Origin of the sequence: Shewanella vesiculosa, from assembly GCF_009994065.1 — a bacterium.
Classification (GTDB): domain Bacteria; phylum Pseudomonadota; class Gammaproteobacteria; order Enterobacterales; family Shewanellaceae; genus Shewanella; species Shewanella vesiculosa.
On record NZ_JAACSD010000019.1, the window covers coordinates 43,767 to 60,714 of the forward strand.

The window sequence follows — 16,948 nt, forward strand, 5'->3', positions numbered from 1 at the left end:
GGAAATAATGATAGATTTTTTGTGGAGCCTAGGCTCTTTTATTGTTGCATTAGGTATTTTGATTACCGCACATGAGTACGGACACTTTTGGGTTGCCCGTCGCTGTGGTGTCAAAGTAGAGCGCTTCTCTATTGGCTTTGGTAAAGCAATTTGGCGAAAAGTCGGTAAAGACGGAACTGAATATGTGGTTGCGATGATACCACTGGGTGGCTATGTCAAAATGCTCGATGAGCGTGTTGAAGAGGTCCCCGCCGAGTTAGTTGATCAAGCGTTTAACCGTAAAACTGTATGGCAACGGATTGCGATTGTGTCAGCCGGCCCTATCGCTAACTTTATTTTTGCTTTTGCAGCCTTGTATCTCATGTACCTTATTGGCACTCCGTCGATTAAGCCTGTGATTGATACTACTAAATTAGACAGTCCTGCCAGTGTTATTCAATTGGTTGAGCCGCAACAGATTATCGCGGTGTCAGGACAAAAAGTGCGCACTTGGGAAGAGGTTAACTTGGCCCTAGTGGGGCATATTGGTGATGACAGTATTGAATTAACCTTGGCGTCACTACCTGAGTTATCTGGGATGGACATGCCAGTTCGCACGTTCAAGCTCGATACGCGTAACTGGGTATTTGATCCTGAAAAAGAATCACCGATTACGGCTCTTGGATTAGGCATTTTTCGCCCAGGTATTGATCCAACTATAGCTGCAGTGAGCAAAGACAGCGCAGCTGAGCAAGCAGGCATTATTGCTGGCGATAAACTGGTCAACATTAACGGTACACAATACAGCGATTGGAATGCGTTTGTTGATGTGATACAAAGCTCTGCTAACAAAAATATTAATATGACATTGCTGCGCCAAGGCGAACTTATCAATGTTGATGTTGTGCCAAAAGCACAACAAGATCCTGAAGGTAAGACTATCGGGATTGTCGGAATTAGCCCAACTCAAGCTCCATGGCCTGATAATATGCGCTTTGAACTTGAGTATGGCATAGTAGATTCTGTTGTCGCTGCAGCTGATAAAACATCGCAACTTGTTGTGGTCAGCTTCAAGATGATTGGAAAATTATTTACCGGCGATGTGTCGGTGAAAAATCTTAGTGGTCCTATTTCTATTGCACAGGGCGCAGGCGCCAGTGCGAGTTACGGTTTAGTGTACTTTCTAGGATTTATCGCGCTCATCAGCGTTAACTTAGGCATTATCAACTTAATGCCTTTGCCAGTGCTCGATGGTGGACACTTGCTGTATTACTTTATTGAAGTGATTACTGGTAAGCCTGTACCCGAAAAGGTTCAGGAAATAGGTTTCAGGTTTGGCGCAGCTTTGCTGCTAATGTTGATGGGCGTAGCCTTATTCAATGATTTTGCCCGACTCTGAGCAAGGACAGACTAATAATTAGAAGTGCTCTATGAGATTTAATAAAATTTTTGCCTCGATGTTATTCGTCGGCGCGTCTTTTTCAGGGAATGGTTGGGCAGAGTCTTTCCAACCTTTTGAAGTGACCGACATCCAAGTAGAAGGTTTGCAACGAGTTGCTCTCGGTGCAGCACTATTGAGTTTACCTGTGAAAGTAGGTGACACGGTAGATGAAGTTAAATTACAGCAAGCGATTAAGAGCCTATACGGTTCAACCAATTTTGAAAACATCAGTGTCAGTCACGAAGACGGTATACTTTTTGTAACGGTTAAAGAGCGTCCAACTATCAGTATTATCTCGTTTGAAGGTAATAAAGATATTAAAGACGAACAGTTACAAGAAAGTCTTGACGGTTCTGGTGTTAAAGCGGGCGAGTCACTTGATAGAACCATGTTGACAGGCATTGAAAAAGGCCTGCAAGATTTCTATTACGGTGTGGGTAAGTATGGGGCTAAAGTTGAAGCGCAAATCATCAACTTGCCGCGTAACCGTGTTGAACTTAAGTTTAAATTTACCGAAGGGTTAGCGGCTGAAATCCGTCAAATCAACGTAGTAGGTAATACTGTGTTCTCAGATTCTGAGATCATCAGTATGCTGGAGCTCAAAGATTATGTGGCTTGGTGGGATTTGTTTGGTGAGCGTCGCTACCAAAAGCAAAAGCTACAAGCCGACTTAGAAACCATCAAAACCTATTACCATAACCAAGGTTATATTCGTTTTGAAGTCACCTCAACACAAGTGGCGATGACACCGGACCGTAAAGGTTTGTACATCACTATCAATGTTAATGAAGGTGAAAAGTATAAAGTAAAAGAAGTTAACTTAATTGGTGACCTTATGGGCCGCGAAGAGTTAATGAAATCTATTTTACCTATCAAAGCGGGTAATATGTACAACGGTGCCGATGTCACATTCACCGAAGAAATGTACAGTAAATACCTGGGCCGTTTCGGTTATGCTTATCCGGAAGTGAAAACTTACCCTGAAATTAATGATGACACCAAAGAAGTGGTGCTTAACATTAATGTTAAACCGGGTAAACGCGTCTATGTTCGCTCAATTAACTTCACCGGTAACACGGTTACCAAAGATGAAGTTATGCGTCGTGAACTTCGTCAAATGGAAGGGGCATGGTTAAACTCAGCCCAAATTGAGCAGTCTAAACTTCGCCTTAACCGTTTAGGTTATTTTGAAACGGTTGATGCAGAAACGATTCAAGTGCCGGGCAGTGACGATTTAGTTGATGTTGCAGTAACTGTAAAAGAACAGCCGTCGGGTTCGTTTAACGCGGGTGTCGGTTATGGTACTGAATCTGGCGTGAGTTTGCAGTTTGGCGTTGAGCAAAACAACTTCCTTGGCACCGGTAACCAAGCGGGTATTAGTATTAACACTAATAAATATTCCCGTAGCGCTAACTTGTCTTTCACTGACCCTTATTTCACCAAAGATGGTGTTAGTTTAGGTGGTAGCGTTTACTGGAACGAGTTTGATGCTAACCAGGCTAACCTTGAACGCTATAAGAATAAATCTTATGGTGTGGCGTTAAACTCAGGCTTCCCGATCAACGAATATAACCGTTTGAACGGTGGTATTGGTTATCGTCATAATACCATTTCAGAAATCTCTGCTTATGAACAAGCATTGCGTTTCTACAATGTGTATCGTGAAACGGACGATCCAAATTCAGACTTAAGTTTTGATAACTTTGAATTGAATGCTGGTTGGTACCGCAGCACACTTAACCGTGGTACGTTCCCTACAGATGGTTCATCGCAACGTTTAAGCGGTAAAATGACGGTTCCGGGTTCTGACTTGCAGTACTTTAAAACGGATTTTGATACCAATTTCTACTTCCCGCTGACACCTCAGCATGGGTTTGTATTATTGGCTCGCGCCCGTTTAGGTTACTCGAACGGTTATGGTCAATATAATGACAATGACCAAATCTTACCGTTCTGGGAAAACTACTATTCAGGTGGTAGCAGTTCGTTACGTGGCTTCAAGTCAAATTCTGTCGGTCCACGCTCGTTCTATTTACTACGTGGTAGTGAGCAATGTGGGCCTGATGTTTCTGGTGATGGTTGTAGCTTACCTGGTGACCCAAATACGATTCAGGTCAGTTCAGGTCGCTCAATTGGTGGTAATGCTATTGCAACCGCAAGCTTTGAAATGATCGTTCCAACGCCATTCCTTGATGAAGCTTACACCAACTCAGTGCGGACCAGTTTCTTCGTGGATGCCGGTAACGTGTGGGATACAGAGTTTGATTATGAATCTTATCGAAATCTGCCTGCGGATCAGTTCTCTAAGTTAGAAGATTACAGTGATCCAGCTCGTTTACGTGCCTCATGGGGTATGAGCGTTCAGTGGCTATCGCCAATGGGTCCTATGGTATTCAGTTTAGCTTGGCCGCTGAAAGAATACGCAGATGATGAGACAGAGATTTTCTCGTTCAATATTGGCAAAACGTTCTAAAACAAATACACTCGGCAAGTTTTGCTGACAACAACAAGTTCAACAAGGAGTCTACTTTGAAAAAGATGGTAAATCGCGCATTAATTACATTGGCATTGTTTGCTACCCCTATGCTAGTTCAAGCAGAAAAGCTTGCTGTAGTGGATATGGGTCAAGTGTTCGAGCAGTTGCCACAGCGCGAACAAATTTCTAAATCGTTAAAAGCTGAGTTTGGTGATCGTGTTGCTGAAGTCCAAAAAATGCAAGAAGACATGCGTTCTATGGTTGAAAAGCAACAACGTGATGGCGCGTTAATGAGCGACACACAAAAAACTGAATTAGTCCGTAAAATGGAATCATTGAAATCTGAATTCCAACTGAAAGGCAAAGCTTTAGACGAAGACATGCGTCGCCGTCAAGGTGAAGAGCAGAACAAGCTATTAGTTCAAGTGCAAAAAGCAATTAATACCATTGCTGGTAAAGAAAACTACGACATGGTTCTTCAACGTGGCGCGGTAATCTTTGTTAAGCCAGAAGCTGATATCAGCAGCAAAGTGGTAGAAGCCTTAAGCAAAGGCAAATAATAAGTATGCAAAAAGTGACTTTAAAAGAGCTTAGCCAATTATTGGGTGCAACAGTCAAAGGTGACGATACGCTGGAAATTACCAGTGTGGCTACTCTTGAAGATGCAGTCCAAGGCCAACTCTCTTTTTTAGCCAATAGTAAATACCGTGCAATGCTTGAGGCAACTCAAGCTAGCGCGGTTTTACTTAGCGAAAAAGAAGCAAGCAATTATCAAGGTAATGCCCTAATTGTCAGTGACCCTTATGTTGGGTTCGCTCGCGTGGCGCAATTACTTGATACCACACCAAAAGAGAGCCTTGGTATCCATCCTTCAGCCCAAATAGAAGCCTCAGCCATTATTGGTGACGGAGTTGCTATTGGTGCAAATGCGGTGATTGGTGCCAATGTTATTTTAGGTGAAAATGTCCAGATTGGTCCAGGTTGTGTGATCGGTGAAACCAGTATTATTGGTTCAGATACACGTCTTTGGGCGAATGTAACGATTTATCATGATGTGCATATTGGTCACCACTGTATCGTTCATTCAGGCTCTGTTATTGGTTCTGATGGTTTTGGTTATGCCAATGAACGTGGTAATTGGATTAAAATCCCTCAAACAGGTGGTGTACGTATTGGCAATCATGTGGAAATTGGCGCATGTACCAGTATTGACCGTGGCGCGCTGTCGCATACCGAGATTCATGATGGTGTGATTATCGACAATCAAGTTCAAATTGCCCATAATGTTGTTATTGGACAAAACACCGCGATGGCGGGTGGTTCCATCATTGCAGGTAGTTCTACTATCGGTAAATACTGCATTATTGGTGGTGGTAGTGCTGTTGCAGGACACCTTAGTATTGTGGATGGTGTCCATGTCTCTGGCGGTACCAATATAACGAGTATTATTCGCGAGAAAGGCGTGTATTCATCTGCTACAGTTGCCATGGAAAACAAACTTTGGCGCCGAAATACTGTGCGTTTCCGCCAACTAGATGATTTATTTAGTCGAGTGAAAAATCTCGAGAAAAGTGCTAAGGGCACAGAATAATTGTAATTCTGCCTTATTAAAGGAATGTAGTGTGTCAAACCAATTAAACACCATGGATATTCAAGAGATACTTAAATATCTACCCCATAGATATCCATTTTTGTTAATCGATCGTGTATTAGACTTTACTGTAGGTGAGCAACTACATGCGATTAAAAATGTCACTATTAATGAACCATTTTTTCAGGGACATTTTCCAATACAACCTGTGATGCCAGGTGTACTAATTTTAGAAGCTATGGCACAAGCCACAGGCTTACTTGCATTTAAAACCATGAGTACAGAGCCGTCTCCTGACGTATTGTATTATTTTGCGGGTATTGATAAAGCGCGTTTTAGACGTGTAGTTGTACCGGGCGATCAAATACATTTTCACGTTAAAATGATTAAAGAGCGTCGTGGCATTGGTGTGTTTATTGGTGAAGCCCTGGTTGATGGCGAACTGGTTTGTTCTGCTGAAATCATGTGTGCACGTAGAGAGATTGAAAAGTGATAGATAAATTAGCATTTGTTCACCCAACAGCCAAAATTGGCCATAATGTCACTATTGGTCCTTGGACTTATATCGGTGAAAATGTTGAAATTGGCGACGACACATGGATAAGCTCGCATGTTGTGGTTAAAGGTCCAACGGTTATTGGTAAAGGTAACCGTATTTTTCAATTCTCTTCAGTCGGTGAAGAGTGCCAAGATAAAAAGTATGCCGGTGAGCAAACTCGGTTAATTATTGGTGACAATAATATTATCCGTGAGTCAGTCACGATTCACCGAGGCACTACCCAAGATCATGGTGAAACACGCATAGGTTCAAATAATCTATTTATGGCTTATGTTCACATCGCCCATGACTGTGTTGTGGGTAATAACGTCATTATGGCTAACAATGCATCTATCGCTGGCCATGTGCATGTTGGTGATTGGGTTATTTTAGGTGGCATGACAGGTGTACATCAGTTTGTTCATATTGGTGACCATGCATTCACTGCCGGTGCTTCGCTGATTTTAAAAGATGTACCTCCATTTGTGATGGCTTCGGGATCTCCTGCTGCACCACGTGGATTAAATTTAGAAGGTTTAAAACGCCGTGGTTTTACTAAAGAAAGCCAGCGTGCAATCTTGAATGCGTATAAAGCTATATTTCGTAAAAGCTTAACCATTGAAGAAGCCAATGCTGAACTGGCTGAGTCTGCTAAAAATGACGCCAATGTAAAAATGTTAGTAGATTTTGTAAACCACTCTGCTCGTGGCATTATTCGATAGACGGAAACGATGACCAACTCTTCTTCAAAAGTATTTGCCATTGTCGCCGGAGAAATCTCCGGCGATATTTTAGGTGCCGGTTTAGTTCATTCACTCAAACAACGCTACCCTGATGCGCGATTTATCGGTATTGGTGGCCCGCGCATGCAAGCCCTAGGATTTGAAAGTTTATTCTCAATGGAAGAGCTTTCAGTGATGGGGTTAGTTGAGGTGCTTTCGTGTTTACCGCGGCTTATGCATATTCGTTCCAGTTTAGTGAAACAGATTACTGAATTAGCTCCAGATTGCTTTATCGGTATTGATGCACCTGACTTTAACATTGGCTTAGAGCTTAAGTTAAAAGCTAAAGGAATAAAAACGGTCCATTATGTTAGCCCGTCGGTCTGGGCTTGGCGTCCAAAGCGTATTTTCAAAATTGCCAAAGCCACTAATATGGTGTTGTCGTTACTGCCATTTGAGAAAGCCTTTTACGACCAGTATCAAGTACCCTGTACCTTTGTCGGTCATACACTTGCTGATGACATACCTATGTACAGCGACAAGCAGGCTGCGCGTCAATTATTAGGATTAGATGCCGATGCTGAATACTTGGCGGTATTACCAGGGTCTCGTGGCGGTGAGTTAAAGCAATTAGCTGAACCTTTTATCAAAGCAGCCCAGTTGGTTAAACAAGCTTATCCGGACATCAAATTTGTCACGCCTGTGGTTAATGATGCTCGTCGGCAACAATTTCTAACTGCGCTTGAGGAGTTTGCGCCCGATTTAGAGGTCACTCTTATTGAAGGTCAATCTCGTGAGGTGATGGCTGCTGCTGATTGTATTTTGTTAGCGTCAGGCACTGCAACTTTAGAGGCAATGCTGGTAAAACGCCCGATGGTGGTGTCTTATCGTGTTAGCCCTATTACTTACGCCATTGCGATTCGTATGATGAAAATTAAGAACTATTCGTTGCCTAATCTGTTAGCAAACGAGACCATAGTGCCTGAGCTCATGCAAGCAAATTGCCAGCCTCAGTTAATTGCAGACGCGGTAATTAACCAACTCAATCAAGATTTTGCACCGCTAAATGCCCGTTTTGAGCAATTACATGGTTTACTTAAATGTAACGCCAGCGAACGAGCTGCAGATGCTGTAGTGGCATTGTTACATGCGTCTTAGGTTTACAGGATAAAACAGATGACATCTCTTGATTCTCTTCCTGTGGTGATTAAAAATATTACCCCAGAACACGTCGCCATGATTTCACAAGGTGTGGTTGCCGGTGTTGATGAAGTCGGCCGTGGTCCATTGATTGGTGATGTGGTCACCGCCGCGGTGATCTTAGATCCGAGTAAACCAATTGTTGGCCTTAATGATTCGAAGAAACTCAGTGAGAAGCGCCGTAACGCTTTATATCAACAAATTATGGATAACGCGTTAAGTGTCAGTATTGGCCGTGCCAGTCCACTTGAAATCGATGAGCTTAATATTTTGCATGCCACTATGCTGGCGATGCAACGCGCTGTGGCAGGTTTGGCCATTTTACCTGAGCGAGTATTAGTTGATGGTAATCGTGTGCCTCATTTTGGTATTGCCAGCCATGCTATCATCAAAGGTGATGGGCTCGTTGCGGCCATCAGCGCAGCATCTATTATTGCTAAAGTTACTCGTGATGCCGAGATGGATGCCTTAGACAGCCAGTATCCCCAGTATGGCTTTGCTAAGCACAAAGGTTACCCAACCAAAGCACATTTTGAAGCCCTGGCATTATATGGCGTGTTACCTGAACATCGTAAAAGTTTTAAACCTGTTGCTGAGCGTATTTTACTTCAGGATCCATTGTGATAATCACCAAACTAAGTGAGTTTATCATTGGATAAAATCACTTAGTTTGGTAGTCTAAATCCCGCATTTTCGTGTTGTTTCATTCATCTTTTTCGAAGAAAAATAATCTATGTCCGATCCTCGTTTTGTTCATTTGCGCGTCCACAGTGATTATTCAATGTCAGATGGCGTTGCCAAAGTTAAACCTATTATTGCTGCTGCTGAAAGTCAGGGCATGGCAGCTATAGCGTTAACTGATCAAAACAACTTTTGTGGTTTGGTCAAGTTTTACGGTGCCTGTCATGGCGTCGGGATTAAACCTATTATTGGTGCCGATTTTTGGGTACAAACGCCTGGTTTTGAAAAAGAGTTTTGTGCGTTAACCATTATTGCGATGAACAATGACGGTTATCAAAATCTAACCCAATTAATCAGCGAAGCTTATCTTCGCGGGCATATCGATAACCGCGTAGTGATTGATCAAGACTGGCTGATCAAATATAACAGCGGCTTGATCATTCTTTCTGGCGCCAAAGACGGTGATGTGGGCAAAGCCTTATTAAAAGGCAACCAAAATCAAGTTGAGTCACTGATTGCTTTTTATCAACAACACTTTGAAGATCGCTATTACCTCGAACTTATTCGCACCGGCCGGGCACACGAAGAACGCTATTTACACATGGCGGTTGAGCTAGCGTCAATTAAAGGTTTACCCGTTGTGGCCACTAACCAAGTGGTGTTTTTAAAGCAAGACGACTTTGAAGCTCATGAGATCCGTGTTGCGATCCATGATGGTTATACTTTAGTTGACCCCCGTCGCCCTAAAACCTACAGCGATCAACAATATCTGCGCACCGAAGACGAAATGCTTGCGCTGTTTAGTGATATTCCGTCGGCGATTCAAAACAGTGTTGAAATTGCTAAACGTTGTAATGTCACCATCCGCTTGCATGAATACTTTTTACCTAATTTCCCCACCGGTGATTTATCGATTGAAGACTTCTTAGTCGCGGCCTCCGAAAAAGGCCTCGAAGAGCGTCTGGCGTTTTTATTCCCCGACCCACAAGTTCGTATCGAAAAGCGTGGCGAGTATGACGAACGCCTTGCGATTGAGCTGAAAGTCATTAACCAGATGGGGTTTCCTGGCTACTTCCTTATCGTGATGGAGTTTATCCAATGGGGTAAAGATAACGGTATTCCGGTTGGCCCAGGTCGTGGTTCAGGTGCCGGTTCATTAGTGGCATACGCACTTAAAATTACCGACTTAGATCCACTCGAATACGACTTACTGTTCGAACGTTTCTTGAACCCTGAACGCGTATCCATGCCCGATTTCGACGTCGACTTTTGCATGGACCGACGTGATGAGGTCATTGATCACGTAGCAGAGCTGTACGGCCGAGAAGCGGTATCGCAAATTATTACCTTTGGCACCATGGCAGCTAAAGCGGTTGTGCGCGACGTTGGCCGTGTTTTAGGTCATCCATACGGCTTTGTTGAACGTCTCACTAAAATGATCCCAGCAGAGCCTGGAATGACGTTAGCTAAAGCGTTTGAAGTTGAGCCATCGCTACCAGAAGCCTATGACAGCGACGAAGATGTTAAAGAGCTCATCGACATGTGTCGGCGCCTAGAAGGTGTGACGCGTAACGCGGGTAAACATGCCGGTGGTGTGGTTATTGCGCCCACTCGGATTACCGATTTCGCGCCACTGTATTGCGATGCAGAAGGTCTAAACCCGGTTACGCAATTTGATAAAAACGATGTTGAAACCGCGGGTTTAGTTAAGTTCGACTTCTTGGGTTTACGTACCTTAACCATCATTGATTGGGCATTGCAGATGATTAATCCGCGCCTAGCCAAAGAAGGTAAAGAGCCGGTACTGATTGAAGCCATTCCACTTGCCGATCCTGCTTGCTTTAGATTACTGCAACGTTATGAGACCACAGCGGTATTCCAGCTCGAATCTCGCGGCATGAAAGATTTGATCAAACGTCTGCAACCAGACTGTTTTGAAGACATGATTGCGCTTGTAGCGTTATTCCGCCCAGGCCCTTTGCAATCAGGCATGGTGGATAACTTTATTGAACGTAAGCATGGGCGTGAAGAAGTCTCATACCCAGATGCCGAATATCAGCATGAATCGTTAAAAGAATTATTGTCACCAACTTACGGCATTATCTTGTATCAAGAGCAGGTGATGCAGATTGCGCAAGTATTGTCGGGTTATACCCTAGGTGGTGCGGATATGCTCCGTCGTGCCATGGGTAAGAAAAAACCCGAAGAAATGGCCAAGCAGCGCGGCACGTTTAAAGAAGGGGCGATTAACAACGGTATCGATGGCGATTTGTCGATGAAGATCTTTGACTTGGTGGAAAAGTTTGCCGGTTACGGGTTTAACAAATCTCACTCAGCCGCTTATGCACTCGTCTCGTACCAAACCCTGTGGTTAAAAACCCATTTTCCTGCGCAGTTTATGGCGGCGGTAATGTCTGCCGACATGGACAACACTGATAAAATTGTCACCTTAGTGGATGAATGTGAGCGCATGGGCTTACCGTTAATTCCGCCCGATGTGAACAAAGGCCAATTTAAATTTACCGTCGATGACGACTTAAATATTGTTTATGGTATCGGCGCGATTAAAGGCGTAGGTGAAGGTCCGGTTGAGTCCATTTTAGAGGCCCGAAAAGACGGCCCATTTATCGACTTATTTGATTTCTGTGCCCGTGTTGATTTGAAAAAGCTCAACAAACGAGTGATTGAAAAACTGATCCTTGCGGGTGCACTAGATACCTTAGGCCCACATCGCGCTTCAATGATGGCCACTTTGCCAGAGGCTATTAGTGCTGCCGCGCAACATGCTAAAGCCGAAGCCATTGGTCAGCATGATATGTTTGGTTTACTCAACTCTGAGCCAGAAGACAGTAAGCAAAACTTTGTTCAGTGTACCCCTTGGCCAGACAAAATTTGGCTTGAAGGGGAGCGTGAAACATTAGGGTTGTATCTAACGGGTCATCCGATTAACCAGTATTTAAAAGAGTTGAAGCAATACACAAACGGTCGCTTAAAAGATATTCACCCAACAGAACGTGGTAAAACCGTTAAAGTTGCTGGTCTAGTGGTCGCTACGCGGGTAATGATCACCAAGCGTGGCTCTAAAATGGGCCTAGTCACCTTAGATGACAAAAGTGCCCGTTTAGAAGTCATGCTGTTTACCGAACCGTTTGAAAAGTTTGGCCACATGCTTGAAAAAGATCGTATTTTAATTTGCGAAGGTGATGTCAGTTTTGATGATTTCTCTGGTGGTAACCGGATGAACGCCCGTAATATTATCGAAATTGGTGAAGCTCGTAGTCATTTTGCTAAAGCGGTTGCAATAAATGTTCATGGCAACGATGTTACCCAAGCATGGCTGGAAACCTTTGAACAAACCTTAACCCCTTGGCGAAATGGTGTGGTTCCGGTGACCATTAATTATGCACAAGACCATGCTAGCGGTAAAATTACTTTAGGTGATGAATGGCGAGTTAATCCCAGTGATGAGTTGATGTTAGCACTCGAAAGTATGCTCGGGTCAACCAATGTTAAAATTGTTTTCTAGGTACATACCATGACAGTGAAACACTCGACTTTAGCTCAACTCAGCGGCCAACAATTGCTTAGTTTGCTTGAACAAGCGGTAATGCCACTTTATCAACAGACGAGTTTGCAACATGAGCGCACACCTAAGTTAGTGCTGGCTTACAGTGGTGGAGTTGATTCTGAAGTATTAGCTTATGGTTTGAGTGCGTTCGCCCAAAAATACCCACATATTGCGTGTTTACTTATCCATGTTCATCATGGGCTCAGTCCTAATGCCGACACTTGGGTGCAACACTGTATAACGCGTGCGGGTTATTACCAATTACCCGTGCAAATTGAGCGCGTTAATGTTGACAAAGGTCCAAGGCAAAGCCTTGAGGCACAAGCGCGTGACGCCCGTTATCAAGCGTTTGACCGCTACCTTAATCCGGGTGATATCTTACTCACGGCCCATCATCAGGATGATCAACTTGAAACGTTATTGCTGGCATTAAAGCGTGGCCAAGGTCCTAAAGGACTTGGTGCGATGGGCGCCATACAAGCTTATCATCACGCTTGGTTGGTTAGGCCATTATTAGATGTCAGCCGAGAGCAAATAGAGCAATTTGCACTGCAACAGCGTTTAACTCATATTGAAGATGAAAGTAATCAAGACGACAGTTATGATCGTAACTTTCTGCGTTTAGATATTATTCCCCGCTTAAAACAACGCTGGCCAAGTATCGCAGTAACAGCCGCCAGAAGTGCGGCATTGTGTGCTCAGCAACAAGACGTTATTGATGATGAAGTCAGTCATCGCTTACCTCAATGGCTAATGTTAGCCAGTGATGACAATGCATCAATAATCGAATTAAGCGGATTTAAGCTTAGCGGTTTTGGCCAATTAAGTGCCGCTTGGCAAGCATTACTATTTCGCGGATATTTAAGCCATTGTGGCGTTAGTTTACCTTCGCAAGCGCAATTACAGCAGATACTGTCACAACTGCTGGCTGCTAAAGATGATGCTAATATGGCGATCCAATGGGGTGGCTACCAAGTAAAACGCTATGCAGGGGTGGCCTATGTACTGAGCAATAGTGATCTTAAAACGCCCGATCCGCTCTCATTAACCGCTGATTTTATTCGTCTATTAAAGGGTGATGTTACTGAGTTGCAGATAGATATCGGCCAGCATCAATGCCTTTTAAGCCAACAAATATCTGCTGATAAGCCTCTATTAGCGTTAGCGCCAACTAACAGTAAAGTGACGATTCGCTATGGCGCAGCAGGCTCTATTAAGTGCCAACCACAATTTGCTACCTCACAACGGCCAAAACCGCGTGAGTTAAAAAAACTATGGCAAGAGTGCAATATCCCACCTTGGCGTCGGCAACTTATTCCGTTAGTTTTCTATGATGAAGTATTAGTTGCTGCTATCGGCCTATGGGTAGACAAACGCTATTTAGCGCAAACAGGGCACCAAGGCATTAGTTTACTTTGATGTTAATGCGTTATCGGGTTGCAAATATTGCCCTTTGCCAACATATTTTTGGCGATTGTTTCAATATCTTCGTCTGATTGGGTATGACCATAATTAAATTCGATAGCAAACCATGAGGCGTCAAATTCGGCTTTATTTTTTAATGCAATAGGCAGTATCGAACACAGCTTGTTGACTACCATATCGGTTTGATGTGATTCAAGCAGTTGTAAGGTACTCGCCGACATTTGAATTTCTGCAGCGGCAACGCTTTGACCTCCATAGGCAAAAAATTTAAGTGCAATCATACCCGCGCCAGTTATGCCCAGTGTAAAACTGATTACACCAACGATGATAAATTTCATATATTTCCCTTTATATTTCGGTATTGTCACTATTCACCTCGGGTGTTTTATTAACACAAGCTCATACACGTTAAATCATCAAAATGGCAAACGTACCCTCGATGACATTTTATGTCTCACTATAGAACGCTGCGACATATTATGTCAATAGGTGTTGTTGTATTACAAATGCATGCCGATCATTTTTAGTCAGATAGCTATGCATTTAGTTAGAGGTGGCCGTATGCAAAGCGTCTTAATTATCCCTACCATGTGTTTTTTGTGTAAAGCCAGCTAGTGTTATTTATTAAGCTGCGTTAACGACTTTCGCTTTAGCTGCTTGCTGTTACAATGGTTGCTCTCAATACTCAACAGGGGACCTTGTCCGTGAATACCTTTCGTTTATTAGCTGTGTTTGGTGTGTTGCTTCTGCCAAGTGTCAACGCTACGCCATTTCAATTTGATCAAAAAACCTATCGTCAAGATGTCCAAACCTTAGCCAGTGATGAATTTGAGGGCCGTGGGCCGTTATCTCATGGCGAAAAGCTAACCGTTGAGTATTTAGAAAACGCATACAAAGCAATGGGACTCGCTCCAGGTTTCGGTGACAGTTATCGTCAAGCTGTGCCGATGGCTAAGATTACCGCGGATCAAACCATGCAACTCACTATTGGCGATTTAGTGTTTAATAATGGCACTGATTTCACTGCACGTACTGAGCAAGTTCTACCTCAAGTGAGTGTAGATAACAGCGATATAGTGTTTGTTGGCTATGGTATTAATGCGCCGGAATATCAGTGGAATGACTATGCCAACATTGATGTTAAAGGCAAAACCGTCATTGTGTTAGTTAATGATCCAGGCTTTGCCACTCAAGATCCCGCTATCTTTAAAGGCAATGCCATGACTTATTATGGCCGTTGGACCTACAAGTACGAAGAAGCAGCCAGGCAGGGCGCCAAAGCGGTGTTTATTGTCCATGAAACTGCACCTGCAGCCTACGGCTGGAATGTGGTAGAAAACAGCAACACCAATACTAAATACACCTTAGTTGATGATCACAAAAACCAATCACATATTGGTGTCATGGGCTGGGTGCAACATCAAACCGCGCAAAAGGTGTTTCAAGCAGCAGGCCTAGACTTTGATAAAGTGAAACTCAGTGCAGCAAAAGCGGGTTTTAAATCTATACCACTTAAACTCAAAGCCAATTTAGCAGTAAAAAATACCATCGAATTAGCCACATCCTATAACGTAGCAGGACTCATACCAGGCACCAGTCAAGCCGATGAATGGCTAGTCATGCATGCCCACTGGGATCACTTAGGTAAAACCATGCAAGACGGTAAAGCGGTAATTTTAAACGGTGCCGTCGACAATGCCTCTGGGGTTGCAGGCGTATTGCAACTTGCGCGTCATTTTAAACAGCAAAACAAAGCACCTAAACGCTCTATTTTATTTACGGCATTTACCGCAGAAGAAACTGGCCTTATTGGCGCGCAATACTTTGCCGCCAATCCTCCTGTACCGACTAAACAACTGGTATCGTTTTTAAACATAGACGGCATGAACGTGGGTAAAGGGGTTAATTACATCTTGCGTTACGGCCAAGGCGTATCACAACTTGAAACCTATTTAGATGATGCCGCCAAAGCACAAGGCCGCACTGTAAAGGCTGATCCTCGCCCACAAAATGGTTTAATGTTCCGTTCAGACCATTTTGCCTTAGCCCAACAAGGCGTCCCCGGTTTAATGTTCATGAGCCTAGGCGACACCGATCCAGACTACATCGCCCATAAATACCATCAAGGTGCAGACGATTACGATGCCAGCTGGAATTTAGGCGGGGTAGAGCAAGACTTAGCCTTGATCAGCGACATTATTGAAAAGCTCGCCAATAACAACGACTGGCCAAAATGGATTGAAGATTCAGACTTCAAAAAGCGTAGAGCACAAGACGGTAAGTAATGTTAGCTAGTTGAATAAAGAGAGGAGGCGAAAGCCTCCTTTTTTATTAGATATGGCCTACGGCCACTAAGGTATTTTCAAACTTCGTTTGAAGTAATATCGCAAGGTTCCACCCTATATGGGCTGATACATATGGCCTGCGGCCACCAAAGTCGTGGCGCTTCACTCACAGCAGACTTTTTCAAACTTCGTTTGAATTAAGATCGCAAGGTTCCACCCTACATGGGCTGATACATATGGCCTACGGCCACAAAGGTCGTGGCGCTTCGCCCACACCAGACCAAGAGGAAACCAACGGCTGTTCCCTCTTTACTCTTTATAAAAGAATTAGCCCAGCCGCCCCGCAACATTTTCGCTATTTACAAAACAACAGCTGCGAAAAGGTCGCCATGGGGATTGATCCAGCTTTTAACTTCATTTGAAACCTGCTTCGGCCATCTTTTAATAAGGAGTGAAAATGCTAACGCTTCCGATAGGCCATCCCTAGCCAACGAAAGCTAGCCTGACTCTGATAGGCATCCTGCCTTGAAGCACATGGATGTGCGAGAAAGGCCTGTCAGACTCACGCATTCTTTTATAAAGAGTCTTCAGCGCCCTCAAGTTCAGAGTTGAATCACACCAATTGCAAGCAAGGTATGCAAATCATTTATGCCCCATTCATTGCTAGGGATGCCAATTAGCCGATTTAAACTTACTGAATAATTTTCAGTCTATTCGGGTAATAAAGGTTTTCTCGTCATCCACAAAAGCTACAAAGCCGCCGTGATAGATAAATACCCGACCACGCCCCTCAACTAAGCAGGCAAGCTGTGGGTTCAAATCTTCTTCGTTACCCTGTCTTTGATATGTGCCGATATCGGTGATTACGCCGCTGAGAGTAGGCAAATATCTATAAGTTCGCTTTGCTTGATCAACAAGGTTCAATTCGCTGGCGGCAGAGAAGCAATAGGGTATCGTACCGGCTTCTTCGATAAACATAGTTTTCAGTTCTTCAAAAGCTGTGATCACTAGCCAGTCGATGCCGTTAACATGATGGATAAAC

General features: G+C 43.7%; 12 protein-coding genes and 1 pseudogene. 11 read left to right on the top strand and 2 right to left on the bottom strand.

Annotation, left to right across the window (positions count from 1 at the left end):
- The first annotated feature begins 7 nt into the window (after positions 1–7).
- The 10 genes from rseP (at position 8) to tilS (ending at position 13,615) form a co-directional block, all read left to right on the top strand.
- A complete protein-coding gene (gene rseP, locus GW828_RS17165; RefSeq protein WP_182757185.1) occupies positions 8–1,378 on the top strand; it encodes a sigma E protease regulator RseP in 1,371 nt (456 codons plus the stop codon).
- Positions 1,379–1,409: 31 nt separating this feature from the next.
- Positions 1,410–3,893 carry an outer membrane protein assembly factor BamA gene (bamA, locus tag GW828_RS17170; protein WP_273059412.1) on the top strand — a complete coding sequence of 828 codons (2,484 nt, stop codon included), beginning with the start codon at positions 1,410–1,412 and terminating at the stop codon, positions 3,891–3,893.
- 65 nt (positions 3,894–3,958) lie between these two features.
- The gene (locus GW828_RS17175; RefSeq protein ID WP_124017027.1) at positions 3,959–4,456 is read left to right on the top strand and encodes an OmpH/Skp family outer membrane protein; all 498 of its coding nucleotides are present in this window, start codon (positions 3,959–3,961) and stop codon (positions 4,454–4,456) included.
- Positions 4,457–4,461: 5 nt separating this feature from the next.
- Positions 4,462–5,487: a UDP-3-O-(3-hydroxymyristoyl)glucosamine N-acyltransferase gene (gene lpxD, locus GW828_RS17180; RefSeq protein ID WP_273059414.1), complete on the top strand. Its 1,026-nt coding sequence runs from the start codon at positions 4,462–4,464 to the stop codon at positions 5,485–5,487.
- Positions 5,488–5,518: 31 nt separating this feature from the next.
- Entirely contained in the window at positions 5,519–5,980 is a 462-nt protein-coding gene (gene fabZ / locus GW828_RS17185; RefSeq protein WP_124016995.1) for a 3-hydroxyacyl-ACP dehydratase FabZ, read from the top strand.
- Entirely contained in the window at positions 5,977–6,747 is a 771-nt protein-coding gene (gene lpxA, locus GW828_RS17190) for an acyl-ACP--UDP-N-acetylglucosamine O-acyltransferase (RefSeq protein ID WP_124016996.1), read from the top strand. Before fabZ ends, lpxA begins: the two co-directional genes overlap by 4 nt.
- Positions 6,748–6,756: 9 nt before the next feature.
- Positions 6,757–7,905: a lipid-A-disaccharide synthase gene (lpxB, locus tag GW828_RS17195; protein WP_124016997.1), complete on the top strand. Its 1,149-nt coding sequence runs from the start codon at positions 6,757–6,759 to the stop codon at positions 7,903–7,905.
- Between the two features lie 18 nt (positions 7,906–7,923).
- Positions 7,924–8,571 carry a ribonuclease HII gene (gene rnhB / locus GW828_RS17200; RefSeq protein ID WP_404716157.1) on the top strand — a complete coding sequence of 216 codons (648 nt, stop codon included), beginning with the start codon at positions 7,924–7,926 and terminating at the stop codon, positions 8,569–8,571.
- Positions 8,572–8,680: 109 nt separating this feature from the next.
- A complete protein-coding gene (gene dnaE / locus GW828_RS17205) occupies positions 8,681–12,154 on the top strand; it encodes a DNA polymerase III subunit alpha (RefSeq protein WP_124016998.1) in 3,474 nt (1,157 codons plus the stop codon).
- A 9-nt stretch (positions 12,155–12,163) separates the two neighbouring features.
- The gene (gene tilS / locus GW828_RS17210) at positions 12,164–13,615 is read left to right on the top strand and encodes a tRNA lysidine(34) synthetase TilS (protein ID WP_273059417.1); all 1,452 of its coding nucleotides are present in this window, start codon (positions 12,164–12,166) and stop codon (positions 13,613–13,615) included.
- A 2-nt stretch (positions 13,616–13,617) separates the two neighbouring features.
- Here tilS and GW828_RS17215 read toward each other — a convergent pair whose 3' ends face one another.
- Positions 13,618–13,959, bottom strand: a complete 342-nt coding sequence (locus GW828_RS17215) for a hypothetical protein (protein WP_182757182.1) — start codon at positions 13,957–13,959, stop codon at positions 13,618–13,620.
- Positions 13,960–14,289: 330 nt separating this feature from the next.
- Here GW828_RS17215 and GW828_RS17220 point away from each other — a divergent pair, with 330 nt between their 5' ends.
- Entirely contained in the window at positions 14,290–15,906 is a 1,617-nt protein-coding gene (locus GW828_RS17220; RefSeq protein ID WP_420542445.1) for a M28 family metallopeptidase, read from the top strand.
- Between the two features lie 705 nt (positions 15,907–16,611).
- Here the strand turns inward: GW828_RS17220 and GW828_RS17225 are convergent.
- A pseudogene (locus tag GW828_RS17225) lies at positions 16,612–16,948 on the bottom strand (hypothetical protein); the annotation flags it as partial.

Coding starts and splice junctions, on each gene's coding strand:
- rseP (WP_182757185.1), top strand. CDS start 8: ATGATAGATTTTTTGTGGAGCCTAGGCTCTTTTATTGTTGCATTAGGT.
- bamA (WP_273059412.1), top strand. CDS start 1,410: ATGAGATTTAATAAAATTTTTGCCTCGATGTTATTCGTCGGCGCGTCT.
- GW828_RS17175 (WP_124017027.1), top strand. CDS start 3,959: ATGGTAAATCGCGCATTAATTACATTGGCATTGTTTGCTACCCCTATG.
- lpxD (WP_273059414.1), top strand. CDS start 4,462: ATGCAAAAAGTGACTTTAAAAGAGCTTAGCCAATTATTGGGTGCAACA.
- lpxB (WP_124016997.1), top strand. CDS start 6,757: ATGACCAACTCTTCTTCAAAAGTATTTGCCATTGTCGCCGGAGAAATC.
- rnhB (WP_404716157.1), top strand. CDS start 7,924: ATGACATCTCTTGATTCTCTTCCTGTGGTGATTAAAAATATTACCCCA.
- dnaE (WP_124016998.1), top strand. CDS start 8,681: ATGTCCGATCCTCGTTTTGTTCATTTGCGCGTCCACAGTGATTATTCA.
- tilS (WP_273059417.1), top strand. CDS start 12,164: ATGACAGTGAAACACTCGACTTTAGCTCAACTCAGCGGCCAACAATTG.
- GW828_RS17215 (WP_182757182.1), bottom strand. CDS start 13,959: ATGAAATTTATCATCGTTGGTGTAATCAGTTTTACACTGGGCATAACT.
- GW828_RS17220 (WP_420542445.1), top strand. CDS start 14,290: ATGGTTGCTCTCAATACTCAACAGGGGACCTTGTCCGTGAATACCTTT.